Below are 1,269 nucleotides of genomic sequence, written 5' to 3'. Positions count from 1 at the left end.
GCCTTTTTGATGGTCAGCTATGGCTTGCATTTCTCAGGCTCGCCAGAGAGCACCATCATGCTGCTTTTTTATGCGTACTACACAATCAATTGCTTGGAGTATTTTTTCTCAGGCAGACGCATTGCCTTGACGCACGACAAAAACGGCGCTGCTTCGGTGATGTGGGCGGGTGTGGTGTTGTCGGGCACGCTGGGCATCAAAACCCTGGCCTTGTGGGCTGGCGTGGGTGCGACCGACCTGTATGCTTTTTCTTGGGATCAAGTGGTCGTGTTCGTGGGGCAATTCGCCGCGCTGATCATGCTGTGCGTTGGCTTCATGCAAATTTTTATCGACCAAGACAATCGGGTCAAAATTTTTGTGGAGCAGCAACTGGCCCGTGAGCAAGAGCGTGCCGCCTTGGCCCTTCAGCACTCCGAAGATCTGGGTGTGCTGCTCACCGAACGAGAAGAGATCATTCGGCAGTTGACCTTGTCCAACAAAAGCGCGGGGATGGGGGCCTTGGTCGCCAGTTTTGCCCATGAACTCAACCAGCCACTGACCGCCAACTTGCTGCACGCTGAATTGATTCAGTCCAAGTTGGCTGATGCCCAGCGCGACCAGGTGTCGCCTGACATGGCCATTTTGAGCAATGTGGCCGATGCCATTGTCAACGACACCCAGCGGGCGGGTGACATCATTCGAAAATTACGCAACTTGTTTCGCATGAGCAAAGGCGAATACACCGAGATTCAGTTGGACCTACTGGTGCAGGAAGTGATCGACCTGGTGCGCACCAAAATGGAAGATGCCAACATTGTGCTGACCACCGAATTTGACAGGGGCTTGCGACTGCGCGGTGACGCCACACAATTGCAGCAAGTCATCTTGAACCTGCTGAACAACGCCATTGAGGTCTTGCTGGAGCGCCCTGGAGGGCCGCGGCAGTTGACATTGCGTGGCCGTTTGTCTGATGAGCATTTGGAATTGGAAGTTGAAGACAATGGCAAAGGCATCGATGCCGAGCACCGGGACGATGTGTTCAGTTTGTTCAAAACCTCCAAATCACAGGGCATGGGGGTGGGCCTGTGGCTGAGCCGATCCATTGTCGAGGCGCACGGCGGACGGCTGACCTTTCAGTCAGAGCCAGGACTGCGCACGGCTTTCACTTTGCGTTTACCGTTGATGGACCCGTCAGCCTTGGGTTGAGCCCAGGCCCCATTCGGTGACTGTCAAACGCCCTTATTGAGCTTCTCATAACAGATGACACTACCAAAGCGTAGCTTGCATCCA

1 protein-coding gene is annotated in these 1,269 nt (G+C 54.5%); it reads left to right on the top strand.

Annotated elements, in window-relative coordinates:
- Window positions 1–1,185 (top strand): HAMP domain-containing sensor histidine kinase (locus Q0341_RS07780; RefSeq protein WP_299511808.1); only part of this gene is annotated, 1,185 nt, incomplete at its 5' end.
- Window positions 1,186–1,269 lie beyond the last annotated feature (84 nt).

The sequence above is a fragment of the uncultured Limnohabitans sp. genome (assembly GCF_937889215.1).
GTDB lineage: Bacteria > Pseudomonadota > Gammaproteobacteria > Burkholderiales > Burkholderiaceae_C > Limnohabitans_A.
The sequence above is the reverse complement of the archived record's forward strand: the minus strand, read 5'-3'. Positions and strand labels throughout refer to the sequence as shown.